Below are 25,332 nucleotides of genomic sequence, written 5' to 3'. Positions count from 1 at the left end.
TTGCGAGACAGGGGAGTTCGCGATGACCGGAGCAATCTCGCCCGACCGACGCCGCTTTCTGACCGCCGGTGCCGCCGTCCTCGGCGCCGCCGCGTCCGCCCAGCTCTGGCTTCCGGGCACTGCACGCGCGGCCGAAGCCACCCTGCCCGACGGCGTGTTCAGCCTCGGCATCGCCTCCGGCGACCCGCTGCCCGACGGCATCGTGCTGTGGACCCGGCTCGCCCCCGATCCCCTGAACGGCGGCGGCATGCCGGACACCGCGGTGCCGGTGGAGTGGGAGATGGCCGAGGACGAGCGGTTCAGAAAGCCCGTGCGCCGGGGCGTCGCCCAGGCCCGGCCCGAGTACGGGCACAGCGTTCACGTGGACGTACGGGGCCTGCGCCCGGACCGCTCGTACTGGTACCGCTTCCGCACGAGCGGCCAGATCTCGCCCGTCGGCCGCACCCGCACCGCCCCGCACCCGCACAGCCGGGGTGGCTCGCTGCGTGTCGCTCTCGCCTCCTGCCAGAACTGGCAGCACGGCTATTTCACGCCGTACGCCGACATGCTGGACCAGGACCCCGACGTCGTTCTGTTCGTCGGCGACTACATCTACGAGTCCACGCCGTCGTCCACGGGCGTGCGCAGGCACGAGGGCACGGGGGAGCCGTACACCCTGGAGCAGTACCGCAACCGGTACGCGCAGTACAAGACCGACCCCGACCTCGCCGCGATGCACGCGAACACTCCCTGGGTGGTCACCTTCGACGACCACGAGGTCGACAACGACTGGGCCGGGGAGATCCCGCAGGACCCCGACAAGCAGTCGCACGACGCGTTCGTGGCCCGGCTGACGGCGGCCTTCCAGGCGTACTACGAGCACATGCCGGTCCGTGCCTCCGCGATCCCGAACGGCCCGCACATCCAGATGTACCGGCGGCTGGAGTTCGGCCGTCTCGCCCGTCTGAACGTCCTGGACACCCGGCAGTTCCGCAGCGACCAGGTGACCAGCCAGGCGGCCGCCGAGAACCCGGCGCTCACGATGCTCGGCGCGGAGCAGAAGGAGTGGCTCCTGGACGGGCTGCAGGACTCGCCGGCCCGCTGGAACCTGATCGCCTCGCAGATAATGATGGCCGAGACCGATCTGCAGATCGGCGAGGGCAAGCTCTGGTACTACGACGCCTGGGACGGCTACCAGGCCGAACGCAACGCCCTGCTCGAGGACTTCGCCGACATCCGCAACCCGGTCGTGTTCAGCGGCGACCGCCACCTCACGATGATCAGCGACCTCAGGACGGACTACGGCGACCCGGACTCCGACGTCGTCGGCGCCGAGTTCGTCGGTACGTCCATCTCCAGCAACGGCGACCAGGACCAGGCCGCCTTCCATGCCGAGTGGGACCCCCGGATGCCGGACAACCCGCACTGGAAGCTGATCGACGCCCACCGCGGCTACCACCTCTTCGACATCGACCGCGACGGCATCGACGCTCAGGTGAGGGTGGTGGACACGGTCCGGCAGCCGACGGCGACGGCGAGCACGCTGGCGCGGCTGCGGGTGGAATCGGGCGAACCCGGCGTGCGGCTGGTCTGACGGTCCGCACCGGCCCCGTGGGACTCACCGGAGTCCCACGGGGCTCTCAGGTAAGTCCCAGGTAAGTCTCTTACCGTCCGTTGACCATGGAGACGGACTGCACGACCACCCCCGCGCCGCTGCCGCACGGCACCCGGCTGCTGCACATCGGCCCGCACAAAACCGGGACGACCTCGATCCAGGGTGCGCTGTTCGCCGCGAAGGACCGACTGCCCGCGCACGGCGTCGAGTTCCCCGGCCACACCCGGCACCCCATGGAGGCCGCGCTGGCCGCCTGCGCGCGGCCCGCGATGATGGGCGACACCGTGCCCACCGACCGGCACTGGACGAAGCTGCTGCAGCAGGTGCACGCCACCGACGGGCGCACCTTGGTGGTCAGCAGCGAGTTCTTCGCCGACGCCGAGGGCGACGACACGATCGGGCGGATCGTCGAGCAGCTCGGCGGGGACCGCGTGCACATCCTCGTCACCCTGCGCCCGCTGACGAAGATCATGCCCTCGCAGTGGCAGCAGTACGTGCAGAACGGACTGCGGACGGGCTACGAGGACTGGCTCGGGCACATGCTGAAGAAGGCGCCCTACGAGCAGCCCACCCCCAGCTTCTGGCGCCGGCACCGGCACGACCGGCTGGTGGAGCGGTGGGCGCGGGCGGTCGGGCCGGAGCGGGTCACCGTCGCCGTGGTGGACGACCGGGACCGGGGCGGACTGATGCGCACCTTCGAGGCGCTGCTGGGGCTGCCGGAGAATCTCCTGCAGCCCGTTCCGGACACGGCGAATCGATCCCTTACCCTCGCCGAGACCGAAATGCTGCGGAATCTTAATAGGGAATTCCGGGGCAATGGACTGCCGGACGAGCTGTATTCCACGCTCGTTCGCAACGGCGCGGTCATGCATATGAAGAACGCGTGCAGCCCGACGCCGCAGGACGTGAAGATCCCGACACCGCAGTGGGCGGTGGAGGCCGCCGCCGGGATCGGCGCCGAGATGGTTGACCGCATCGCTCATACGGGCGTACGGGTCCTCGGCGATCCGGCGTTGCTGTCCGCCGTGCCCACGTCCTCCGGTCAGGGGCCCCGCGAGCCGCGCATCGATCCCGAGGTGGCCGCCCAGGCCCTCTACGGCGCCCTCGCCGCGGCCGCCGCGGTGCCGGTGCGGCACAGCACCCCGGCCAAGGCCCGCACGGTTCATCAGACGCCTTCTGTGGAACTCGTGAAGGTGCTCGGCCACCGCTGCCTGAAGAAGCTGCGGCGGCACTGAACCCCTGTGCAGTTACTCACAGCAATTCCGAGGGAGCTGAGGGAGGCGGTCCCACCGTCACCAGCAGTGCCAGGTGAATGACAGGTAGCGCGCACATATGCAGCGAACGGCGCTCACCTTGCACAGCGGTAACCGCAAGTGGGACCATTTCCGCGTTCCCTGTCGCCCCAAGGTAGGTCCTCTGTGTCCCAGCACATAGCCAAGCCCCGTACCACCGCAGTCGTCCTGGCCGGCGGTACCGGCCAGCGTGTGGGTCTTTCGATCCCCAAGCAGCTGCTGAAGATCGCCGGCAAGGCAGTCATCGAGCACACCCTGACCACCTTCGAGAAGGCCGACTCGATCGACGACGTCATCGTGCTGATGGCGCCGGGATACGTGCCCGACGTCGAGAAGATCGTCGCCAAGGCCGGGTTCAAGAAGGTCAAGAAGATCATCGAGGGCGGCTCGACCCGGAACGAAACGACCGAGCGCGCCATCGAGGCCCTCGGCGAGGGCCTGGCCGAGGGCGAGGACCTCAACGTCCTGTTCCACGATGCCGTACGCCCCCTGCTCGCGCAGCGCGTGATCGACGACTGCGTGGTCGCGCTGGAGCGCTACCAGGCCGTCGACGTCGCCATCCCGTCCGCGGACACCATCATCGTGACGCGCACGCACGGCGAGGACGGCGAGTTCATCACCGAGATCCCGGACCGCTCCCGGCTGCGCCGCGGCCAGACCCCGCAGGCCTTCAAGCTGTCCACGATCAAGCGCGCCTACGAGGTCGCGGCCGGCGACCCCAACTTCCAGGCCACGGACGACTGCTCCGTCGTACTGAAGTACCTGCCGGACGTGCCGATCCACGTCGTCGCGGGCGACGAGTACAACATGAAGGTCACCCAGCCGGTCGACGTCTTCATCGCCGACAAGCTGTTCCAGCTCGCCTCCACGGCCGCGCCCGAACAGGTGAGCGAGGAGGCCTACCGCGAGCTGCTGACCGGCAAGACGGTCGTGATCTTCGGCGGCTCGTACGGCATCGGCAAGGACATCGCCGAACTCGCCGAGTCCTACGGCTCCAAGGTGTACGCGCTGGGCCGCTCCACCACCGGCACGCACGTGGAGAACCCGGAGGAGGTCGACGACGCGCTGTCCAAGGCGTACGCGGAGACCGGCCGGATCGACTACGTCGTCAACACCGCGGGCGTGCTGCGCATCGGCAAGCTGGCCGAGACCGACAACGCGACCATCGAGGAGGCGCTGAAGGTCAACTACCTGGCCCCGGTGCAGATCGCTCGTTCCGCGTACAAGTACCTGGCGGAGACCAAGGGCCAGCTGCTGCTGTACACCTCCAGCAGCTACACCCGCGGCCGTGCCGAGTACAGCCTCTACTCCTCGACCAAGGCCGCCATGGTGAACCTCACCCAGGCCCTGTCCGACGAGTGGGCCGGTGACGGCATCCGCGTCAACTGCGTCAACCCGGAGCGCACCGCGACGCCCATGCGCACCAAGGCCTTCGGCCAGGAGCCCGAGGGTTCCCTGCTCTCCTCCGAGGCCGTGGCCCGCACCTCGCTGGACGTGCTGCTGTCCGAGCTGACCGGCCATGTCATCGACGTCCGCCAGCAGGACCCGACGGCGGGCGCGGCCAAGGCCTCCGGCTTCGAGCAGGCGCTGGCCTCGGTGCTTGACCGACAGGACGGCGTGTAATAATCGACGGGAATTAGTCTTCCGTTATTCAGGCCTCTGCTTTCCGGTGTCAATGCAGTGTATTGACCGGGTGCTCGCAGGGGCCTGAATCCGTACACCCGACGAATTCCCATCGAATTGCCACAAATCCTGCGCACTCCAGAACAAAACCGGCACTCCCCCTCTCAGAGCAGGTTCTCCGTGATATCCACCGCTATTCGCGTCGCCCGGGTGGGCAGCGCGGCCGAGCTGGCCGCGGCGGTCCTCATGATGCTGGGCTTCCCGGCGATCATGGTGGCCGCGCTCGTCCCGAGCGTCTACGCCTTCGCGGCAGCGGCCGCCGTGACGTACCTGGCGGACCACTATCTGCACCGCAAGGGCAGCTACCTCGTCAACCGGCTCAGCAAGGTCCGCGCCGGCCTCTCGATCCGCTTCCTGATCCGAGAGCTGCTGCTGATCCTGCTGCTGGCCCGGCTGTCCCTCGCGGACAACCTGATCTACTACGGCGCGGTCGCCTGCTTCATCGCCTTCTACGGCCTCCAGGCCCCGCACGGCGCCCTGGTCACCCTGATCCGCAACCGCCGCCGGATGCCGGTCGCCACCCGCAACGTCGACCTGGCCTCGCGCATCCGCATCCCGGACGCGCCGCCGCGCGTGCTGCTGAACCGTTCGGCCGAGAAGATGCTCCACCTCGACCTCGCGGCCGTCGCGGGCATTCTGGTCGCCGCGGCCATGGAGTCGTCCGTGCCGGGCTTCATCGGCATCGGCATCACCATCTTCCTGGGCTGCCTGTACGTCCTCGCACTGGTGCCGTACGTCCGCGGCAACAAGGTCCCGCCGAACGCCGAGAAGGTGCTGGCGGCCGTCGACGACTGGCTGCGGGAGTACAAGCCGGAGACGGTTCTGTACTTCTCGGGCTCCAAGGACTCCGCGTACCAGGTCAACATGTGGCTGGAGACGATGGAGCAGCTCGGCTCCAAGCCGCTGGTCATCCTGCGCGAGCGGGTCATCCTGGCCAACCTGGCGCCCACCACGGCCCCCGTCATCTGCGTGCCCGGCGGTGTGCACCTGATGAACATGGACCTCAGCAACGTGCGCGTGGCGCTGTACGCGGCGAACGTCGGCAAGAACATCCACCTGCTGCGCGTCCCCACCATGAAGCACGTCTTCATCGGCCACGGCGACAGCGACAAGCTCGCCAGCGTGAACCCGTTCAGCAAGGTGTACGACGAGGTGTGGACCGCGGGCCGTGCCGGCCGCGACCGCTATGCCATAGCCGATGTCGGCGTCCGCGACGAAGACATCGTGGAGGTCGGCCGCCCGCAGCTGGCGCCGATCCAGGGGTGGCAGGGTGTGTCGGAGGGACGGATCCCCACGGTGCTGTACGCGCCGACCTGGGAGGGCTGGGACGGCGACCCGGGCAACACCTCGCTCGTGCTCGCGGGCGAGAACATCGTGAAGAGGCTGGTGAAGGCCGACCCGCCGGTCCGCGTCCTCTACAAGGCGCACCCGTTCACCGGCACCGTCAGCAAGGAGGCCGGCGCCGCGCACCGTCGCATCGTCGCGCTGGTCGAGAAGGCCGCCGCCGCCCGTGCCGCCGACTCCCGCTTCACCGCCGACGCGGCCGAGCAGACGAAGGCCAGGGCCGAACTCGCCCGTGTCGAGGCCCGCCTCGCCGAGCTGTCCGGCGCCGCGAACGACCGGGGCGACGAGGCCGAGGCCACCCGTGACGGCGTGGTCGACGTCGCCAAGCACGAAGAGATCGCCCGGCTGCGGGCCGAGTGGAACGACGCGTACTGGCGCTCCTTCTCCGCCTGGGAGCACCGCGTCATCACGGGCGCCGAGCCGCGCCTGTACGACTGCTTCAACGTCTCCGACGCGATGGTCTCCGACATCTCCAGCGTGGTCTCCGACTTCATCGCGAGCGGCAAGCCGTACGCGGTCACGGACTCCGCCGAGCTGGGGGTCGAGGAGTTCAAGCGGCAGAACACCGCCGTGCGCGCCGCGGTGATCCTCTCCAACAGCGCCGCGGAACTGGGCGAACTGCTGGCCGCGGTCCGCGACCCGGCCGCCGACGCCCTGGCGGAGGACCGCAAGGAGCTGAAGCAGTACCTGCTCGGCCCGGACGACCCGACGTCCATCGAGCAGTTCAACACCGCGGTGGCGAACCTGACGCTCAAGGCCGACACCCGCAACCTCGGCCAGGAGTCCAGGGCCGTCGCGGCCGGGACCCCCGGCGCGGACGAACTGTCGGACGCGCTGTCGGCGAAGCCGCCCACCGCGTGAAAAGGCCGCCGCCCGCGGTGTGAAACGGGTGAGAAGGGCCCGGTTTTCGAGGAGTGATCCTCGAAAACCGGGCCCTCTTACGTACGTTCATGTGTCCGTACCTGTCCGTTCGCCATGTGAACTGAGTCACGAAAACCCGGTCATAGGGCAACCGCTTGCCCGGGCCGGCCGTCTTCCAAGTAGCGAATGAGGCGATACGGGGGAAATATCCCGTTGACGAGGGGGAAATAGTGACCGTGACGCAGCCTGATGTGAGCGTCGTCATCGGGGCGTACGAAGCGATGCCGTATCTGGTCGAGTGCCTGGCGTCCGTCGAGGCACAGACCATCGACCCGGAGCGCATCGAGGTCATCGCGGTGGACGACGGCTCCACCGACGGGTCGGGGGAGTACCTGGAGGGGTTCGCGGCCCGCGTGGCGATGTCGGTCACCGTGATCAGGCAGGACAACTCCGGCGGCCCCAGCGGCCCGCGCAACGTCGGCCTGGGCAAGGCCGCCGGTCGCTATGTCTTCTTCCTCGACGCCGACGACCGGCTCGGTCCCGAGGCCCTGGAGCGCATGGTCGCGATGGCCGACCGCAACGGCACGGACGTGGTCCTCGGCCGCGTCGAGGGCATCAACCGCAAGCCGCCGCAGTCGATGTGGGGCAAGACCCTCGACCGCACCGACGTCTACTCCTCCAACATCAAGTTCACGCTGAGCGCGCAGAAGCTGTTCCGCCGTGAGTTCCTGGAGCGGCACGGCATGCGCTTCGACGAGTCCCTGTGGACCGGCGAGGACGCGCTGTTCACGATGGAGGCGTATCTGCGGGCGAACGGCGTCTCCGTGCTCGCCGACTACACCTGCTACTACCTGGTGGGCCGCGAGGACGGCAAGCACGTCACGAAGAGCGGGGGCTACACCCTGCGGTTCGACTCCGCGCGCGCCCTCATGAACCTGATCGCCGAACTCGTCCCCGCCGGGGACAAGCGCGACATGCTCCTGGTCCGCCCCTTCCTGATCACGCTGCTGCCGCAGTTCGGCCCGAAGTACCTCACGGACAGCGAGAAGGTGCGACGGCACAAGTTCGAGCTGGCGAAGCCGCTGATGGAGGAGTTCTGGAGCGAGGGCGTCGCAAGCCGCCTCAAGGTCGAGGAGCGGCTGCGGCTGCACCTGGTCGCCGAGCAGCAGCCCGAACTCCTCGTCCCTGTCGTGGAGTTCGTGAAGGCGAAGAAGCAGGCGGCGGCCCTCCTGGAGAAGAAGGGCCGGGCGGTCTACCTGGTCTACCCGCACTTCCGCGAGGCGAAGGCCGCCATACCCGACTCGGTCTACCTCGCCGCACCCCGCGAGGCCCGGGCCTTCCACGGCTACCGCGAACACTCCGCCGGCTCGGTCCTGAAGCGGGCGGTACGGAAGGCGCGCCGGGTACTGAAGGCACGAGCGGGCGGGGGCGGGACACGAACCCCGGGTGGGACCGCAGCGGCGGCCTGACGGCTGGGAGATCCGGCGGGGGCGCGGGGCTGTATCCATTTGCGGCTCCGCCGCCGCGGCACATCCCACGGAGTGGGGGGAGCAGGCGCTATTGCCTGCCGGACTGCAGCGCCCGTCGGATCGGCCGCCCCACCACCCGCCGGGCCCGCCGGTAGACGGACGCCGACGAGCCCGCCGTGCCGGCCTTGGCGGCGCCCCGCTCCAGCTCACGCTTCAACTGGGCGTTGTCCAGCGACAGTTCGCTGATACGGCTCTGCAGCCAGCCGAAGCGTGAGGTGAGCGAGGCCAGATCGGCGTCGTTCCAGGGGCGGACGCCGGCCGGGAAGGCCAGCGAGCGCATACGTGCCTCGAAGGCCGCGCCGCCGTCGCCGTGCGTGAACGTGTTCTCCAGGCCGTTTCGGTCCAGGAACGCCGTGAACCGCTCGAAGCGCTCCGGATGGCCGCCGGCCAGGCCGCTGAAGTCGGCCTCCTCGTACAGCTGCGCCGGGTCGAGATCCGGGGGCAGCCTGTCGAGGCGGCGGTGCGGGATGTCGAAGTAGCGGCACAGCTCCAGGGTCCGCGAGTCGCCGCACAGTACGGTGGCGGGCGTGCCCGCGAGCAGCGCCGCGATATTGCCGTGGATGCGGGAGCCGAACGAGAAGTCGTAGCCCCGCAGATCGTCGATCCAGGTCACCGGGTCGATGTAGACCCGGACCTTGTCCTCCCGGTACATCGGATGGTCCGGGTGGGTCGGGATCGCCGTCACCGCCGCGTTCGGGTGGGACAGGTCCCGCCAGTGCAACTGGCGCGCGTCGCTGAGGTTCTGGCCGATGAACGTCAGGTGCGGATAGCGGGCGTGCGCGCGGTCGATGACCTTGTCCAGGCCCTGCTTCTGCACCGCGCTGTGCGAGCCGTTGACCGCGATCCGGGAGCGGGGGGTCAGCTCCGGCGCCCGCTTGTGTACGGCGAGTTCCTTGCCGTGGAGGAAAAGGGACGGGCAGCCGATGACCTCTACATCGCTGAACCCCAGGTCCTTGAGGTACTTCTCGGTGAACTCGCCCCGCACCCCGATCGAGGCGCTGCGGTCGAGCACCGCGGAGACGAACTCGCGCACCGACTGCTCCATCGGCTTCAGCCGCGCCGCGTTGTAGCTCAGCCCCGCCTGCGCGCCTATGCCCAGCACCACGACCGGGATCCGCAGCCTGCTGATCAGCCGCGTCAGCCGCTTCAGCTGCGGCTCGAACGACGGCCGGAAGGCATTGGCCAGCGGTACGACGAAGGCGTCGTACTCCTCGTTGATCCGGCCCGCCGCCGCCACATCGGTCCGAATGCCGTTCGAGACGATCTCGGTACCGGGAGTCTCGAGGATCTTGTGGGAGGCGTCACTGAAGATCAGATTGCCGGAGTTGGTGGCGATGACGTCCTGGTGGAGGGCCTCCTCGACCGGAAAGACGTCGTACGGGCTCTTCCCGGAGCGCAGGAGTATGCGCTTGGTGCGGCGGACTTCAGGGCGATCTTTAGGTGGCACAGCGTTCAAGTTAGATTTACCTGGGCTTTGTTTTCTATACGCAACCAGTGCAACCTTTTTGCCGTATGCAACGCGTGAGCAAATGATTACGTGGCGCCTGTCCGGAGACTGGACCGGCGCGCGGGGCACGGTCCCCTTCGCGTAGATTGCCGGGCGGGGGAGCCTGAGCGTGCGAGGGGACGGAAGAACAAGGTGGCAGGGGCAAGGCAGGCCGTGAGCGAGGCCCGCAGGATCGTCGTCAAGGTGGGTTCCTCGTCGCTGACCACCGCGTCCGGCGGTCTGGACGCCGACCGGGTCGACGCGCTCGTCGACGTCCTCGCCAAGAGCCGCAGCGGCGGGGAGAAGGAGATCGTCCTGGTCTCCTCCGGCGCCATCGCCGCGGGGCTCGCACCGCTGGGCCTGCGCCGCCGCCCCAAGGACCTCGCGCGTCAGCAGGCCGCGGCCAGCGTCGGCCAGGGCCTTCTCGTCGCCCGTTACACCGCCTCCTTCGCCCGCTACGGCGTCCGGGTCGGCCAGGTGCTGCTCACCTCCGACGACATGAGCCGCCGCGCCCACCACCGCAACGCCTCCCGCACCCTCGACAAACTGCTCGCGATGGGCGCGTTCCCGATCGTCAACGAGAACGACACCGTCGCCACCGACGAGATCCGCTTCGGCGACAACGACCGCCTGGCCGCCCTCGTCGCCCACCTGGTCCACGCCGACCTGCTGGTGCTGCTGTCCGACGTCGACGGCGTGTACGACGGCGATCCGAGCAAGCCCGGCACCTCGCGGATAGCCGAGGTACGCGGGCCCGAGGACCTCGCGCACGTCGAGATCGGCAGCGCGGGCAAGGCCGGCGTCGGCACCGGTGGCATGGTCACCAAGGTCGAGGCGGCCAGGATCGCGGCCGCCGCCGGCATTCCCGTCGTCCTGACCAGTGCGATCCACGCCGCCGAGGCCCTGCACGGCGGTGACACCGGCACCTACTTCCACCCCGCCGGCAAGCGCTCCGCCGACCGGCTGCTGTGGCTGCAGCACGCGTCCACCCCGCAGGGCTCCCTCACGCTGGACGACGGGGCGGTGCGGGCGGTCGTCGAGCGGCGCAAGTCGCTGCTGCCGGCCGGGATCGCCGCCGTGGAGGGCGAGTTCGTCGCCGGGGACCCGGTCGAGCTGCGGGACGCCGAGGGGCGCGCGGTGGCCCGCGGCCTCGTGAACTTCGATGCCAAGGAGATCCCCCAACTGCTCGGCCGCTCCACCCGGGAACTGGCCCGCGAACTGGGCCCGGCCTACGAGCGCGAGGTCATCCACCGCGACGACCTGGTGCTCCTGCATCCCTGACGCACTCCAGGCGGCTGCATCCTCCCGCGGGCAACCCTCGGGACCCCGGCTCCTGCTTTCTCCCGGGGGGAGGGCGCCGGGGCTGCTGGTTGGCGTTTTCTCCCGGGGGCGGGCGTGGGGGCTGCTGGCCGTTGTTTCCTCCCGGGGGAGGAAACAATGGGGCTGTCGGCTGCTGCTTTCTCCGGGGGACAGTCCCGGGCCCCGGGCGCTGCTTTCTCCCGGAAGACGCCCTCCGCCTCTCGGGCGAGTGCGTTGGCTCCGGGGGATGCTCTTCGGCTCTCGGGCGAGTGTTTTGCCTCCGGGGCTGCTCTATCAGCGCTCGGTCGAGTGCGTGGCCTCCAGGGGGACGCCCTCCGCTTCCGGCCGACTGTGTTCCTCCAGGGGGACGCCCCCCCCGCTTCCGGCCGACTGTGTTCCTCCAGGGGGACGCCCCCCGCTTCCGGCCGATTGCGTTCCTCCATCGGGACGCCCTCCGGCTCTCGGCCGACTCCGCTCCCTCCGGGGGGACGCTCTCCGGCTTCCGGCCGACTGCCTTCCCTCCGGGGCACCCCCCGGCCCCCGGAGGACTGTCTTCCCCCTGGGGACACCACAGGCCCCCGGCCGACTCCGCAGCCCTCGAGAGACCGCCACGCCCCCGGCCCCGACCGACTCCGTCCTCCAGGGGCCCTGCCCCCCGGCCGACTGTCTCCCCCCGAGACCCCCCGACGCCCGCCCGGCCGAAAACAAGGGGAACGCCCTGAAAATCGGCCCGTCCTGAGGTGGACGTTCCGCAAAACCGCCCCATGAGCCCTTGCGGCCTGCTCAACTTTGTCTCAGGGATACATTCCGCACGTCCGCCAGTCGATCACTGCGTGAAGGAGGCCGTCGTGAGACGAGTGCGCCCTGGGGCGGCGGCGTCCCGCGACGGCGCCCCCTCCCGCGCGGCCGGCGAGGAGCGCGCCCTGACCAGTGTCGCGGCCGGCGACCGGTACGAGGAGCCGGCCGACCTGCCGCGCCTGTGGCATGTCACCCTCAGCGTCTCCGGCGAGGAGGCTCCCCTGCACGAGGTGCGGCGCGGCCTCGAGCAGCTCGCCCACGACCACCCCTTTCTGCTGACCAGTCGGTACGCGGGCGACCACGCGGAGATCCGCTACTGGGAAGAGGCCCGCGACCTGCACGACGCGGCCGCCGTCGCCCTGCGCCTGTGGGGCGAGCACCGCCAGACCGCCAAGCTGCCGCCCTGGGAGATCGTCGGCCTGGAGGTCATCGACCGCGAGACCTACCACCAGCGGATCGCCGAGGGGTACGGCCCGGCGCCCGCAACGCCTGTCGGCGTACATCCCTTTTGATCCGACCACGGACCGTAACCACTAATTGAGGAACCCCCACGGCGAGCAACCACATCCGCGAGAGCGGCGCCGGTTTAGGCGCAAAAGTCGCGCGTCTCGGGGTTTGGAATGCGCGGTGGACGGGCCCCTCCGGCGCACTACCCTTCCTTCATGACCACGCTTTCGCCGTACGACTCCATGTCCCCGGTCAACCGGGCCGCCTACCGCGCCAAGGCCGCCGCCGCCGACCTCGCCCCGCTGCCGCGCGCGGTCAAGGACGACGCGCTGGCCGCCATCGCGGACGCCCTGGAGGTCCGTACGAGCGAGATCGTCGAGGCCAACGCCAAGGACATCGCCAAGGCCCGTGAGGCCGGCACCAGCGAGGCCATCATCGACCGGCTGACGCTCACCCCGGAGCGGGTGCGTGCCATCGCCTCGGACGTGCGTGACGTCGTCGCCCTGCCCGACCCGGTCGGCGAGGTCGTCCGCGGCTCGACCCTCCCGAACGGCATCGACCTGCGCCAGGTCCGCGTCCCGCTCGGCGTGGTCGGCATCATCTACGAGGCCCGCCCGAACGTCACCGTCGACGCCGCGGCCCTCTGCCTGAAGTCCGGCAACGCGGTCCTGCTGCGCGGCTCGGCCTCCGCCTACGAGTCGAACACCGCCCTCGTCCGGGTCATCCGGGACGCCGTCGGCGGCGCCGGTCTGCCCGCCGACGCCGTACAGCTCGTACCCGGCGAGGGCCGCGAGAGCGTGCGCGAGCTGATGCGCGCCCGGGGTCTCGTCGACGTGCTGATTCCCCGGGGCGGCGCCTCGCTCATCCAGACCGTCGTCTCGGAGTCCATCGTCCCGGTCATCGAGACCGGCACCGGCAACTGCCACGTCTACGTCGACGCCCACGCCGACCTCGACATGGCGATCGACATCCTGATCAACTCCAAGGCCCAGCGGGTCAGCGTGTGCAACGCCGCCGAGACCCTCCTGGTCCACCAGGACATCGCCCCTGAGTTCCTGCCGCGTGCCCTGGACGCCCTCGCCGAGGCCGGCGTGACCGTGCACGCCGACCCGCGCGTGCTGGCGTACGCGAAGGACTCCAAGGCGACCGTCGTCGAGGCGACGCCGGAGGACTGGGACACCGAGTACCTCTCCTACGACATCGCCGCCGCCGTCGTCGACTCCCTGGACAAGGCCGTCGAGCACATCCGGCTGTGGACCTCCGGTCACACCGAGGCGATCGTGACGACCTCGCAGCAGGCCGCCCGCCGCTTCACCCAGCTCGTCGACTCCACCACCGTCGCCGTGAACGCCTCCACCCGCTTCACCGACGGCGGCCAGTTCGGTTTCGGTGCGGAGATCGGCATCTCCACGCAGAAGCTGCACGCACGCGGCCCGATGGGGCTGCCGGAGCTGACGAGCACCAAGTACATCGTCACCGGCGACGGACACATCCGGCGCTGAGACCGAGCCCTCCCGGGCGGGTGTGCCGCACGAGAGGTGTCTCACAAGGCGGATGAATTTCCATACCGTCTGCCCAAATTGACCCCCCAGGTCTACTCTGGATCCCGTGCCGGAGGACGTGGGGGGCACGCCGTTCCCTGACGGCTGGGAGCCCGACGACGACCACGACCGCGGGGTGTCGGACGAAGAGTTCGCCTCCGTGGTCTTCGACGAGGCCTTCGTACGGGCGGCCGTGGTGCACGAGCCGACCGCCGTCGAACGCCTCCTTGCCGCCGCGCAGGCGAGAGCGGAGGCCTCCGAGGCGGAAGCGCGCCGGGCCCACGGCAGGGGCGAGCGGTACGAGGAGGGATACGAACCCTCCGGTTTCGGCCATGATCCCGAGCTCGACGACCCGGACGACACCGACATCCTGGAAGGCCGCTACGGCGCCCCGGGGACGTACGGAAAGCAGGTCCGCTGGCACCGCCCCGTCGCCTGGGTGCTCGCCCTCGTGATGGGCATAGGCATGGTCGCGCTGGCCTTCACCGCGGTCTACCGCGGCGCCTCCTCGGGCAGCCGGGACCAGGTGCCGCCGCCCGCCTCGACCGGCCTGGAACAGGGCAGCGCCGCGCCGCCCTCCGCCTCCGCCGACAACTCTCAGCCGGCGCTTTCGGTCATCCCGCCGACTCCCTGAGCGGCGGCGCGAACGCCCCCTTCGCGCTCACTTTCGAACCTGGTGAGAACCTGTCAGAACTTGTCGTGTACCAGGGCGTTTACCGGGGCTTCCGGCGACCTACCCTGAATATATGGGAGGGCCTGGAGAGCCACCTGAGGGGACACCCGACGGCGCCCCCGGCGGTGGAGGAGAGGACGAATACCGATCCGTCGTCTTCGACGAGTCGTTCGTCCGCGCTGCCCGCCTCCAGGAGTTCTCCGCGCAGGAGCGCATGGCCGACCACGCGCCCGCCGTGCGCCGCCGCCCGCCGCTGCGCAGAGGCCTGTCCCGCCAGGCGCTGGTCCTGGTCCTGCTGATAGCGGTGGCCTTCGGCACCGCCATCTACATGGGTGTACGGCACCCCTACCAGAGCTCCGCCGCCCGGCAGCCCGTCGAGCCCCTGCGGATGACCGTCATACCGCTCTCCCCACAGGGCAAGGTGCCGGGCGCGGCCGATCCCGAGTACCTGTACGCGCACAGCCCCGCCGCGCAGTTCCGCATCGGCGCCGAGGGCATACCGCTGCCCGCCGCGCGGCGCACCGCGCACTTCTCGGACAGCCAGGTGGTGGCCGCCCTGACCACCGCCAAGGACTACATAGTCCGTTCCTCGCTCTACCCCGAGGTGCTCAGCAGCCAGGACGTCCGCGCCGCACGCGTCCTGCTCGACGGCAGCCAACTCGACCAGTTCGACCAGAGTTTCGAGCGCCCGACGGCCGACGGCCGGCACCAGCCCACCGGATGGCTGGTTCGCTTCGACCAGACCCGCGCCCAGCTCGCCGACGGCAGGATCCGGGTCCAGGGCACGCTGCAGGCCGCCGAGACCGACTCCGCCACCCTCGAGGTCAGCGCCGACCACACCTTCGTGTACGCGCTGAAGCCGACCGGCGCCGACGCCAAGGCCCAGGCCTCCCTGTTCACCGTCCGGCGCGAGCTGCACTTCCGCTTCGACCGAGAAGACCTGCGCCTGCACCAGGCCCAGCTCGTCATCTCCTACGTCCAGGCCGGCCCGCTGTCCTGCGCCGAGGACTCCACGAACCACTTCCACCCGCTGCTCGCAGGACAGACGGCCAAGGCGGGCGGCCCCGCAGGCACCGACCCCTACGCCACAGGCGGCGCCACGGCCCTGTGCGGCTCACTCGCGACCAGCGCGCAGCCCAAGGTGTGAGCGACCGGCGGGGCGCCGCGGTCCCCGCCGGCCTCGAACCGTCGGGTCAGTCCTCGTCCCGGGGCGGTGTGTCCGTGGGCGGCTCGTCCTGCGGCGGCTGCTCCTGCGAGGGAGCCGAGCTCGTGAAGCCGTCGAACCCGCGCCGCACCCGCCCGCCGATGCCCCCGGCCCCGCCGGCGATGTCGCTGACCAGCTTCATCAGCGGGTCCTTGGAGCTCTTCACATTGCTGGCGTAGCTGGCCGCGGACTCCCGGAACGAGTCCGAGACCGAGGTGTCCTTGTCCTCGGTGCGCCGCGGGTAGTGGCCGTCCATGATCCGCTGGTAGTCCCGGGACTCGGACCACTTCTTCAGCTCGGCCGCCCGGATGGTGGTGAACGGGTGGGACCGCGGCAGCAGGTTCAGGATCTTCAGCACGGAGTCGCGCAGGTCGCCGCCCTCCTCGTACTCCTCGGCCTGCTTGAGGAACGCGTCCACGTTCATCTCGTGCAGATGGTTGCCGCCCGCGATCTTCATCAGGCCGCGCATCGAGGCCTGCAGATCCTGGCCGGCCAGCAGCCCCGCCCGGTCCGCGGACAGCTCCGACTTGCGGAACCACTCGCGCAGCGCCGTCACGATCGCCATGATCGCGATGGTCCCCAGCGGGATCCAGGCGACCCGGACCGCCAGGTTGGTCAGGAACAGCAGGATCGTGCGGTACACCGCGTGCCCGGACAGGGCGTGGCCCACCTCGTGGCCGACGACCGCCCGCATCTCCTCCTCGTCGAGCAGCTCGACGAGCCCGGTGGTGACGACGATGATCGGCTGATCCAGGCCGATGCACATCGCGTTCGGCTGCGGATCCTGGTTGACGTACATCGGCGGGACCTTCTCCAGATCCAGGATGTAACAGGCGTCCCGCAGCATGTCGTTGAGGTGGGCGAACTGCTGGTCCGAGACGCGCACCGAGTCGGACAGGAACAGCAGCCTGAGGCTGCGCTCGGGCAGCAGCCCGCTGAGCGCCTTGAACACCGTGTCGAAGCCGCTCAGCTTGCGCAGCGCCACCAGCGCGGAGCGGTCCGCCGGGTGCTCGTACGCACGCGAGGAGATCCCGGGGAAACGCCTGCGCTGCCTGCTCGGTACGTTCTCGTGTCCGTTGTGCTCGTGGCCGTCGTCGGACATGTCTTCCCCCATGTGCGTGTAGTGGCCCTTTGCGGACCCTTGTGCGGCCCTTTGCGCCCCCGAAGCGAGCCCCAGCCTAGGCGGAGTTACCGTGGACGGGCACTACACCGAAGGAGTCCAAAACCATGGAGCACACCCCCGCAGCCTCCTGGCTCGCCGAGGCCACGAGCGCCGCCCAGCACCAAGGGCCGGGGAATCTGCTCCGGGTCGTACTCATCGTGATGATGGTGGGTTGTGCGCTGACCGGGTGGTTCCTGTTGCGGGGCTACAAGCAGAAGGACGACTGACGATCGCCCGGGGTTCCCCGACAGCGGAGTCGGGGTGATCGCCGCTTCGGCCCCCGCTTACGATGGGCCGAACTCTTTATCCCGCCCTCACCGGATAGGTCCTGCCGAAGATGAGCTTCCACAGCGCCGCAGCCCAGTTGGTCACCCTTGCCGCAGAGGGCGAGGAGCACGGCGGCAACCACGAGAGCCTCAGCCCCTACGTCACCGGCGGCGGAGCCCTGTTCATCCTGCTGCTCCTGCTGTGGATCACCACCCGATTCAACCGCGACCGCTGAGGCACCCGGTGCCCATAGCCGGGCACTCCGGGCATCCTCGGGCCGGTGCCCTCAGGCCGGGCCGGTAGGGTCTGCACGCATGGGAGAGCAGGACATGCCTACCGGTCCGGCGAAGGACGCGGCGATCGGCACGGAACACCGCCCGACGAGCGGCCCCGGCAACGGGCCGTCGAACCCGGGCAAGCGCCGCCTGGGCGTCATGGGCGGAACGTTCGACCCGATCCACCACGGGCACCTCGTGGCGGCCAGTGAGGTCGCCGCGCAGTTCCACCTGGACGAGGTGGTGTTCGTCCCGACCGGACAGCCCTGGCAGAAGTCCCACCGCCATGTCTCCCCGGCCGAGGACCGCTATCTGATGACGGTCATCGCGACCGCCGAGAACCCGCAGTTCTCGGTGAGCCGTATCGACATCGACCGCGGCGGCCCCACCTACACGGTCGACACCCTGCGCGACCTGCGCGCGCTCAACCCCGACACGGACCTGTTCTTCATCACCGGCGCCGACGCCCTCGCCCAGCTGCTGACCTGGCGGGACAGCGAGGAACTGTTCTCCCTCGCGCACTTCATCGGGGTCACCCGCCCCGGCCACCACCTGACCGACCACGGTCTCCCGGAGGGCGGTGTCTCTCTCGTGGAGGTTCCTGCACTGGCCATCTCCTCCACCGACTGCCGTGCGAGAGTCGCCAAGGGGGACCCCATCTGGTACATGGTGCCGGACGGAGTCGTGCGCTACATCGACAAGCGCGAGCTGTACCGCGGCGAGTGAGCCGAGAGGGGCACCGGTGAACGACCGATACGACGCGGGCTACGGCGGCGACCACGAGGACCAGTACGAACTCGTCGGCTACGACGAGTACGGCCGGCCCGTCTACCGGCAGACCGCGCCGCAGCAGGCTCCCCAGCAGCCGTACGACCCGTACCCGCAGCAGCAGGGCTACGGGTACGACCCCTACGCCACCGGCAGCCAGCAGCCGGTCCCCCAGCAGTACGACCCCTACGGCACGGGCCAGCAGCCTCCCGTGCCCTCCTACGACCCCTACGGCACCGGTTCGCACCACAGCGGTGCGCCGGGGGCGCCGTACGACCCCTACGGGCAGGCCGCGGCCAGTGGTCAGCAACCCCGGGTCGTCGCCGAGCAGACCGCCTACATTCCGCAGCAGGCCGGCCCGGCCGAGCCGGCCCAGAGCGAGAAGGCCCCGCTCCGCCCCGACCGGGACTACCGCACCGAGCAGTTCGCCTTCGTCGAGGACCCCGACGCCGACTCCGAAGACGTCATCGACTGGCTGAACTTCACCGAGAACCGCACCGAGCGCCGCGAGGAGGCCAAGCGCCGCGCCCGCAGCCGCATGATCGCCCTCGTCGTGGTCCTGGCGCTGGTCGCGGTCGGCGGCGTCGGCTACCTCTGGTACGCCGGGAAGCTGCCGGGCCTGTCTTCGCCCGACTCCAAGAAGGGCGGCACCGCGACGGCCGCGGGCGCCCAGAACCGCGACGTGATCGTGGTCCACCTGCACAACACCAAGAAGGGCGGCACCTCCACGGCGCTGCTCGTCGACAACACCACCACCAAGCAGGGCACCACCGTCCTGCTGCCCAACTCCCTTGCCCTGACGGACGACGACGGCAACACCTCCACCCTCGCCAAGTCGGTCGACGACGACGGCTCCTCCGGCACCCGCGACGCCCTCGACACCGTCCTCGGCACCAACATCGAGGGCACCTGGCGGCTGGACACCCCCTACCTGCAGAACCTCGTCGACCTCGTCGGCAACATCGACGTCGACACCAACGCCGACGTACCCGACCCGGACGCGACCAAGAAGGGCGCCGCGCCCCTCGTCCACAAGGGCAGGGACCAGACCCTCAGCGGCAAGATGGCCGTCGCCTACGCCACCTACCGTGCCTCCGGCGAGGCCCAGAACGCCCAGCTGGAGCGGTTCGGCCAGGTCATGCAGGCCACGCTGCGCAAGCTGTCCTCCGACCCGACGGCGGCGACGACCACCGTGCAGACGCTGGCGCAGATCCTGGACCCGTCCCTGACCGACAAGGACCTCGGCACCTTCCTCGCCAAGCTCGCGGACCTCGCCAAGGGCGGCGACTACAAGACCGCCCTGCTGCCGGTCCAGAACGACGGCACGATGAGCGAGCAGGCCAGTGCCAGTGTGGTCAAGGACGTCCTCGGCGGCACCGCGAAGAGCCCCGACCAGGGCGCCGCGGTCCGGGTCTCCGTGCAGAACGCCAGCGGTGTGAAGGACAACACAGAGAAGGTCCGCGTCGTCCTTCTCAACGGCGGCTTCACCTTCCTGGAGGGCGGCACCGCCTCGGCCCCGTCGGCCACGTCCAAGGTCGTCTACGCCGACGCCGCCGACAAGGAGAACGCCACCGAGGTCGCCAAGACCCTGGGCCTCCCCGCCGCCTCGGTCACCAAGGGCAAGGTCACCGGCAACGCGAACGTCTCCGTGATCCTCGGCCAGAACTACAAGCCGTCGTCGTCCTAGCCGACCGGGGCCGCCCCACGTGATCCCTTAATCACGTGGGGTGCTGTCGGCGGTCCGTGAGACCCTTGGTGTCAAGTGACCGCCGACCGGAAAGCCACGTAGTGACCGCCACTGACCGCTCTCTCGAGCTCATCACCACCGCCGCGCAGGCGGCCGCCGACAAGCTCGCGCACGACATCATCGCCTACGACGTCAGCGACGTCCTGTCGATCACGGACGCCTTCCTGCTGGCCTCCGCACCCAACGACCGCCAGGTCAAGTCGATCGTCGACGAGATCGAGGAGCGGCTCGCCAAGGAGCTCGGCGCCAAGCCGGTGCGCCGCGAGGGCGACCGCGAGGCCCGCTGGGTCCTGCTCGACTACGTCGACATCGTCGTCCACGTCCAGCACAGCGAGGAGCGTGTCTTCTACGCCCTGGAGCGGCTGTGGAAGGACTGCCCCGAGCTGGAGCTGCCCGCCGACGCGAAGGCCACCCGCGGCAAGGCAGAGGAGCACGCCAAGCTGCAGGCTGCCGAGGAGGCGGCCGACCTGGGCGGTGAGTGGTGATGAGCGCCACCGGTGAGGTGTCCGCCGGCCGGGCAGGCCGCGGCCGCCGCGTCATCCTGTGGCGCCACGGCCAGACCTCCTGGAACGTGGAGCGCCGCTTCCAGGGCAGCACGGACGTCGCACTCACCGAGGCGGGCCTCGCCCAGGCCCGCCGCGCCGCCCGGCTGCTCGTCTCCCTCAAGCCCCACGCGATCGTCGCCTCCGACCTCCAGCGCGCCGCGAACACCGCGGCCGAGCTCGCCGTGCTCACCGGCCTGGACGTCACCCACGACGAGGGCCTGCGCGAGACCTACGCGGGCGTCTGGCAGGGGCTGACGCACCAGGAGATCATCGAGCGCTACGGCGACGAGTACGCCGCGTGGAAGCGCGGTGAGCCGGTCCGCCGCGGCGGCGGCGAACTGGAGACCGAGGTGGCCGAGCGGGCCGCCCCGGTGGTGCTGCGGCACGCCGAGAAGCTCCCCGACGACGGCACGCTCGTCGTGGTCAGCCACGGCGGGACGATCCGCACCACCATCGGACGCCTCCTGGGCCTGGAGGCCCGCCACTGGGAGAGCCTGGGCGGTCTCTCCAACTGCTGCTGGTCCGTCCTGGGCGAGGGCGCCCGCGGCTGGCGCCTGCTGGAGCACAACGCCGGCACGCTCCCGGAGCCGGTGCTCGGCGACGACGACTGACGCCCCGGCGGTCCGCACACCCGGATTTCACTTTCCGGCAGGTCGCAGGCTAGAGTTCTACTCGTTCGCCCCGCCGAGCGGGACGTGACAACATGCGGCTCCGCCGCATGGCGAGGGGCTATAGCTCAGTTGGTAGAGCGCCTGCATGGCATGCAGGAGGTCAGGAGTTCAATTCTCCTTAGCTCCACAGATCGGTCGACGAAGATCCCGTCCCCACAGGGGACGGGTTTTTTCGTGTTCCGGCACCGGCTTGAGTCACTTCGGGCCCGCAGGCGTATACCTCTGCGAAGGCGCCGTGTCCGGACTGGTACTGAGGCGTCGCTGACCGTATTGGTCCGGCCGTGGCAGAATCAAACGGCCGGAAGGGGGCGCGGCCCGACGGGAGGGAGCAGTGATGCCTGCGAGCATCCTCGAGGAGGTCGGCCACCTCCTCGAAGCGGCGTCGACACGGGACACGGTCACCCGTCTGAGCTGCCCTTCCTGCGGTTCCGTCCATGTCGCCCAAGTCCTCGGCGACAACGGCGGAATCTCCTACGTGTGCACGGCCTGCGGCCACAGCTGGAGCTGATCGATGGGTGCACACAGGCGAAAGTGCGACTGGTGCGGCAGCGGTACGCCGATCGTCCGAGACATGGAGCCGGTCAACCCCGACTACCAGTACTGGTGCGAGGAATGCGCGCGGGCGCTGATCATAAAGGGCGACCCGATCGAGACGTACCGTGAGCTGGAGGGCGAGCCGATCTACGGCCGCCTCCTGGAAGAGCACTGCACGCTCAAGCGGTTCTACTCCTTCGTCACTGCTTGACGCCGTCGTCCCTGCCCGGGGCCGACGGAAACGATTTGGTGTTCCACCCGGTGGACCGTGTAATGTTGGCGTCGCCGCCGGGGGAAACCCCGGAGGACCAAGCAAGGGGCTATAGCTCAGTTGGTAGAGCGCCTGCATGGCATGCAGGAGGTCAGGAGTTCAATTCTCCTTAGCTCCACAATCAAGATCCCGCCAGATCGTTTCGATCCGGCGGGATCTTCGTGTTTTCGGGGGCAATTGTGCGGGAGGGGGGCCGCCCGGTGCGGGCGGCCCCCCTCCTGACGTCGGCTCAGCGGCCAAGTGCGCGCCGCCCGCGGCCCTGCGACAGCACCGGGAGGTTGCGGGAGGGCGCCCGGTCCCGGGGTGTCTCCTCCTCGATGCGCAGGGCGAGCGCCGGGCAACGGCGCACCGCGCGCAGGGCCTTGGCCTCCGCGTAGCGCGGCACCTGGGCCTGGGCGACGGTCGGGAAGCCGTCGGCGCCGAGTTCGAAGACCTCCGGGAGGATGTCCGCGCACAGGCCGTGGCCGCGGCACAGGGTCCAGTCGACGTAGATCTTCTGACGGCTGGGGCCGTTCTCCACGGGCTCGCCGCCGCCCGGGATGCCCGTGGGCATCTGACCGCCCTCGAAGAGCGGCAGAACGCCCTCCACGGGCCTCCCGCAGCCGTTTCCGAGGACATGCGCGGCCAGGTCGTCGGTGAACGCCTTGATGGTCGACTCCAGGAACATCGCGGAGCCGTCCGGGTGCGAGCACGCGCCGCGCCGCTTCACGTTCTTGGCGACCTGCTTGAGCGCCTCCAGGGCGGCCGGGCCGCCGCCGTTGAGGATGTCCGCCATGCCGCGCGCGGCGGCCGGCAGACCGAGGTAGCAGGGGCCGCACTGGCCCGCGCTCTCCTCGGCCAGCCACTGCGCCACGCGCAGCGACTCGCCCAGCGGGCAGGTCTCCTGACTGATCGGCAGGATCGCGCCGGCACCGAGCGCACCGCCCACCGCGTCGAGGGAGTTGCGGGAGACGATCGCCTCGTTGACCGTCGCCGCGTCGATCCACTTGCCGTGGTAGCCGCCCGTCAGCACGCCCTGGGGGACCGGCGGGGCGCCGGCGAGCTGGAGGACGTAGCGCAGCGGGACGCCCGTGGGGACCTCGATCACCATGGGGCGGGCGACCGCGCCGGAGACGGTCAGCATGACGGTGCCCGGCTCGTCGTACAGACCGGTGTTGCCGTAGCGCTCCGGGCCGATGCGGGCGGCGATCGCCAGCTGGGCGAAGGTCTCGGCGTTCGACAGCAGGGTGGGTGCGCCGCCGACGCCGTTCTGGGAGGCGCTGACCTTGCGGCCGGGCGGGATCGCCGGGCCGCCGTCGATGGAGCGGATCAGGGAGGCCGCCGCTCCGGTCACCATGCGGATGGGATTGCGCTGCACGCGCGCGCGTAGAACCGACCGGCGGCCGTTGCTCAGGCCGCGTTCGGCGAGCGCGGCCTCCATCGAGCGCTGTGTCGACTCACGGGTGACCCCCACCACGAGCGTGCGGGCACCCAGCGCCTCCGCGACCAGCAGAGCGCCGTCCAGGATGAGGTGCGGGGCACGGTTGATCAGCACCGTGTCCTTGCGGCAGGCCGGCTCGTCCTCGCTTCCGTTGACGACGACGACCGGCCGTACACCGCGCTTGATCGCCGCTTCGGCGACCGAGCGCAGCTTCTTGTGGAAGGGGAAGCCCGCGCCGCCGCGGCCCTTCAGGTTGATGTTCTCGGCGAGCTTCGCGAGCTGCTCGCCGCCGAGCGGTTCGAGCGGCCCGTGCACCTTGAGGTGCATGGGCAGATCAAGTCTTTCGACAAGGTCGAAGCCAGACGTGAGCTGCGGAAGTCCGACCACGCGGACTTCTGGGACGTCGGGCAGGGCCTCGTTCACCTATAGCCTCCGGAAGGCGTGTTCCAAGGTTCGCCCGAACCCGGCGCGTCGAACGACTCACCGGGCATTGGTTCATTGGCGGGACCGCTGTTGTACGTGTCGTTCGGGTTGTACGTGCCGTAGAGGGTGTTCGTCTCACCGGTGTCGTACATGTCACTTCCGCCGTAGCCATTGGCGCCCGGATTGCCATAGGCCGGGATGTTGTATCCGGTGTCCTGCATGGGGTCCCCGCCTGTGCCGGGACTGCCGTAGGCCGGGATGTTGTATCCGGTGTCCTGCATCGGGTCGTACGCCGACGGAGGCGCCTCGCCGACCGGCGGGGGCGTGGGGACGGGCCAGCTGCCGGAGGTGCTGCCGCCGCCGTCCATGCGCGGGATCGACTCCGTGGGCTGCATGTCCATGGGCAGGTCCATACGGGCGGTCTGGTCGGCCCCGTAGGACTGCTGGCCGCGCTGCTGGGGCGTGACGGCGCGATAGGCGGCCGCGAAGCCGTTCGCGGGCTCCGGGGTCATGGTGCGGGCGGCGGGAGCGTCGTAGTAGGGAGCTGCGGGCGTCGTCATCGTGTCGGCGGGGGACGGCTTCGGCGCCCGCGCGTTCTCGTAGCCCGGCAGTGCGGAGGAGGTCTCGCCGACCCGTGCGCGGCTCGCTTCGAGCTCCTCGGCGCGGCCCGAGCCCGGCTCGTTGCCCAGGAGCTCGGCGAGCCGGTCGGCGACCCTGCGCTTGAACGGCCGGGGAGCCGCCCGCAGGGCGAGCGCTCCGGCCACCGCGACCAGGCACAGCTCGTAGGAGATCATGAAGAACGGCTTCGCCGCGCGGCCCGCGAACAGGCCGTGGACCAGCGCCGAGCACCAGGCCGGGTAGGCCAGCGCGTGCATGGCGCGCCAGCGCGCCGCGACCGGCGCCGGGGAGGCGAACTGGTTGCGCAGGGCGCCGGTGATGCCCACGAAGATCATGAGCAGCCCGGCCAGCGAGCCGAGTCCGATGAGGCCCGCGCTGCCCTTGACGCCGAGACTGAAGGGGATCAGCGCGGCGATCAGCACCGTGTGGTCCAGCGCCAGCTTGACGGTGATGTGCACCAGCAGGAACGCGATCGAGCCGACGGCCGTCACGCGGTGGATTCCCTGGGCCAGGATCCGCTGGCGGGTGTTCAGGATGAGCCGGTCCTGAGCCACCAGTCCCCAGATCACCGAGCAGGTGAGGCAGACGAGCGAGAGGACGCCCGCACCGAAGTTCAGGAACTGTTGCAGCCAGCCGCCTCCGAGGAGCACGACGACGGGTATGAGCAGCAGTACGACAGCCGACGCCACCCCATAGGCCGACCGGCCCGGCTTGGGGAGCGAGGTGTTACTACGACGAGGGTTCATGGGGGCAACTCCGAAGCAGTTCGGGAAGGCGGTCCCGCTGCCGAACTCTAAGTGGCTCCATACCGATCGGTACGAGGTTTGAGTTATTGCGTTGTTATCTAAGGACAACGCGCTCGTTGCGATGTCCCGGTAGT

Annotated in this window: 22 protein-coding genes and 2 tRNA genes; 20 read left to right on the top strand and 4 right to left on the bottom strand. The window is 69.9% G+C overall.

Annotated elements, in window-relative coordinates; translation table 11 throughout:
* Window positions 1–22: 22 nt before the first annotated feature.
* From IH68_RS0114495 to IH68_RS0114475, 5 genes are all read left to right on the top strand, one after another.
* Window positions 23–1,573 (top strand): alkaline phosphatase D family protein, encoded by a 1,551-nt coding sequence (locus IH68_RS0114495; RefSeq protein ID WP_030934279.1) that lies wholly within the window; start codon window positions 23–25, stop codon window positions 1,571–1,573.
* Between the two features lie 86 nt (window positions 1,574–1,659).
* Complete coding sequence (locus IH68_RS0114490) at window positions 1,660–2,829, top strand: hypothetical protein (protein ID WP_030934278.1); 1,170 nt, start codon at window positions 1,660–1,662, stop codon at window positions 2,827–2,829.
* A 183-nt stretch (window positions 2,830–3,012) separates the two neighbouring features.
* Window positions 3,013–4,509: a bifunctional cytidylyltransferase/SDR family oxidoreductase gene (locus tag IH68_RS0114485; protein ID WP_030934277.1), complete on the top strand. Its 1,497-nt coding sequence runs from the start codon at window positions 3,013–3,015 to the stop codon at window positions 4,507–4,509.
* Window positions 4,510–4,689: 180 nt separating this feature from the next.
* Window positions 4,690–6,774 (top strand): hypothetical protein, encoded by a 2,085-nt coding sequence (locus IH68_RS0114480; RefSeq protein ID WP_234341342.1) that lies wholly within the window; start codon window positions 4,690–4,692, stop codon window positions 6,772–6,774.
* 230 nt (window positions 6,775–7,004) lie between these two features.
* Window positions 7,005–8,243, top strand: coding sequence for a glycosyltransferase family 2 protein (locus tag IH68_RS0114475; protein WP_030934274.1), 1,239 nt, complete (start codon window positions 7,005–7,007; stop codon window positions 8,241–8,243).
* 88 nt (window positions 8,244–8,331) lie between these two features.
* On the opposite strand, the gene IH68_RS0114470 is transcribed toward IH68_RS0114475, so the two are convergent.
* The gene (locus IH68_RS0114470; protein ID WP_063763517.1) at window positions 8,332–9,750 is read right to left on the bottom strand and encodes a polysaccharide pyruvyl transferase family protein; all 1,419 of its coding nucleotides are present in this window, start codon (window positions 9,748–9,750) and stop codon (window positions 8,332–8,334) included.
* A gap of 213 nt (window positions 9,751–9,963) precedes the next feature.
* Here IH68_RS0114470 and proB point away from each other — a divergent pair, with 213 nt between their 5' ends.
* The 5 genes from proB to IH68_RS0114445 all read left to right on the top strand — a co-directional run bounded on the left by proB (window position 9,964) and on the right by IH68_RS0114445 (window position 15,694).
* The gene (gene proB, locus IH68_RS0114465; protein WP_030934269.1) at window positions 9,964–11,070 is read left to right on the top strand and encodes a glutamate 5-kinase; all 1,107 of its coding nucleotides are present in this window, start codon (window positions 9,964–9,966) and stop codon (window positions 11,068–11,070) included.
* A gap of 875 nt (window positions 11,071–11,945) precedes the next feature.
* A complete protein-coding gene (locus tag IH68_RS0114460; RefSeq protein ID WP_030934267.1) occupies window positions 11,946–12,398 on the top strand; it encodes a hypothetical protein in 453 nt (150 codons plus the stop codon).
* Window positions 12,399–12,548: 150 nt separating this feature from the next.
* Window positions 12,549–13,835, top strand: coding sequence for a glutamate-5-semialdehyde dehydrogenase (locus IH68_RS0114455; protein WP_030934266.1), 1,287 nt, complete (start codon window positions 12,549–12,551; stop codon window positions 13,833–13,835).
* 106 nt (window positions 13,836–13,941) lie between these two features.
* Entirely contained in the window at window positions 13,942–14,508 is a 567-nt protein-coding gene (locus IH68_RS0114450; protein WP_030934263.1) for a hypothetical protein, read from the top strand.
* 112 nt (window positions 14,509–14,620) lie between these two features.
* Window positions 14,621–15,694: a hypothetical protein gene (locus IH68_RS0114445; protein ID WP_030934259.1), complete on the top strand. Its 1,074-nt coding sequence runs from the start codon at window positions 14,621–14,623 to the stop codon at window positions 15,692–15,694.
* Between the two features lie 46 nt (window positions 15,695–15,740).
* Here the strand turns inward: IH68_RS0114445 and IH68_RS0114440 are convergent, their stop codons facing one another.
* Window positions 15,741–16,853, bottom strand: a complete 1,113-nt coding sequence (locus IH68_RS0114440) for a M48 family metallopeptidase (RefSeq protein ID WP_030934257.1) — start codon at window positions 16,851–16,853, stop codon at window positions 15,741–15,743.
* A 125-nt stretch (window positions 16,854–16,978) separates the two neighbouring features.
* Here IH68_RS0114440 and IH68_RS57080 point away from each other — a divergent pair, with 125 nt between their 5' ends.
* The 10 genes from IH68_RS57080 (at window position 16,979) to IH68_RS0114390 (ending at window position 22,109) form a co-directional block, all read left to right on the top strand.
* Window positions 16,979–17,140 (top strand): hypothetical protein, encoded by a 162-nt coding sequence (locus IH68_RS57080; protein WP_030934254.1) that lies wholly within the window; start codon window positions 16,979–16,981, stop codon window positions 17,138–17,140.
* A gap of 110 nt (window positions 17,141–17,250) precedes the next feature.
* Window positions 17,251–17,415, top strand: a complete 165-nt coding sequence (locus tag IH68_RS57075) for a hypothetical protein (RefSeq protein WP_006376185.1) — start codon at window positions 17,251–17,253, stop codon at window positions 17,413–17,415.
* A 79-nt stretch (window positions 17,416–17,494) separates the two neighbouring features.
* Entirely contained in the window at window positions 17,495–18,181 is a 687-nt protein-coding gene (gene nadD, locus IH68_RS0114425) for a nicotinate-nucleotide adenylyltransferase (RefSeq protein WP_030934249.1), read from the top strand.
* A gap of 16 nt (window positions 18,182–18,197) precedes the next feature.
* Window positions 18,198–19,910, top strand: a complete 1,713-nt coding sequence (locus tag IH68_RS0114420; RefSeq protein WP_030934242.1) for an LCP family protein — start codon at window positions 18,198–18,200, stop codon at window positions 19,908–19,910.
* 101 nt (window positions 19,911–20,011) lie between these two features.
* Window positions 20,012–20,455 carry a ribosome silencing factor gene (rsfS, locus tag IH68_RS0114415; RefSeq protein ID WP_030934237.1) on the top strand — a complete coding sequence of 148 codons (444 nt, stop codon included), beginning with the start codon at window positions 20,012–20,014 and terminating at the stop codon, window positions 20,453–20,455.
* Window positions 20,455–21,126 carry a histidine phosphatase family protein gene (locus tag IH68_RS0114410; protein ID WP_030934236.1) on the top strand — a complete coding sequence of 224 codons (672 nt, stop codon included), beginning with the start codon at window positions 20,455–20,457 and terminating at the stop codon, window positions 21,124–21,126. The genes rsfS and IH68_RS0114410 overlap by 1 nt, the downstream gene beginning before the upstream one ends.
* 114 nt (window positions 21,127–21,240) lie before the next feature.
* A tRNA-Ala gene (locus tag IH68_RS0114405) sits at window positions 21,241–21,313 on the top strand.
* A 207-nt stretch (window positions 21,314–21,520) separates the two neighbouring features.
* Complete coding sequence (locus IH68_RS55175) at window positions 21,521–21,694, top strand: hypothetical protein (protein WP_107057459.1); 174 nt, start codon at window positions 21,521–21,523, stop codon at window positions 21,692–21,694.
* 3 nt (window positions 21,695–21,697) lie between these two features.
* Entirely contained in the window at window positions 21,698–21,931 is a 234-nt protein-coding gene (locus IH68_RS0114395; protein ID WP_003976229.1) for a hypothetical protein, read from the top strand.
* Window positions 21,932–22,036: 105 nt separating this feature from the next.
* Window positions 22,037–22,109 (top strand) — tRNA-Ala (locus IH68_RS0114390).
* Window positions 22,110–22,220: 111 nt separating this feature from the next.
* Here IH68_RS0114390 and IH68_RS0114385 read toward each other — a convergent pair.
* Entirely contained in the window at window positions 22,221–23,834 is a 1,614-nt protein-coding gene (locus tag IH68_RS0114385; RefSeq protein ID WP_030934234.1) for an NADH-quinone oxidoreductase subunit NuoF family protein, read from the bottom strand.
* Window positions 23,831–25,198 carry a cytochrome b/b6 domain-containing protein gene (locus tag IH68_RS0114380; protein WP_199931879.1) on the bottom strand — a complete coding sequence of 456 codons (1,368 nt, stop codon included), beginning with the start codon at window positions 25,196–25,198 and terminating at the stop codon, window positions 23,831–23,833. Before IH68_RS0114380 ends, IH68_RS0114385 begins: the two co-directional genes overlap by 4 nt.
* Between the last annotated feature and the right edge of the window lie 134 nt (window positions 25,199–25,332).

This window comes from Streptomyces sp. NRRL S-646, from assembly GCF_000720765.1.
Classification (GTDB): domain Bacteria; phylum Actinomycetota; class Actinomycetes; order Streptomycetales; family Streptomycetaceae; genus Streptomyces.
Note: the sequence above shows the minus strand (reverse complement) of the source record. Positions and strands in the feature narration are given on the sequence as shown.